The 273-nt window shown below is 65.2% G+C and carries 1 protein-coding gene; it reads left to right on the top strand.

Annotated features, from left to right (window positions below; translation table 11 throughout):
* A partial coding sequence (locus SB725_RS31240) for an iron-containing alcohol dehydrogenase (protein ID WP_410923282.1) occupies nt 1–273 on the top strand: 273 nt, incomplete at both ends.

Consider the following 273-nt stretch of genomic DNA (forward strand, 5'->3'; position numbering starts at 1 on the left):
GACGCATATCTGGGTGCCGATTGCGACTGCGTGGTGTCGCTCGGAGGCGGCTCGACGATCGGCCTCGGTAAATATATCGCGGCGGAAACCGGCGCGCCGCATATCGCATTGCCGACCACGCTCTCGGGGTCGGAGATGACACCGCTGTTCGGGGTGCTCGTGGATGGCGAAAAGCGCACCAGGCGGGAGCCCAAAGCGCTCGCCAACACCGTGATTGTCGATCCGGCGCTCGCGCAATCCTTGCCGATCCGGGAGACAGCGACCACCGGCATG

The organism is Pseudomonas sp. SIMBA_041 (assembly GCF_046535095.1).
Classification (GTDB): domain Bacteria; phylum Pseudomonadota; class Gammaproteobacteria; order Pseudomonadales; family Pseudomonadaceae; genus Aquipseudomonas; species Aquipseudomonas mucoides.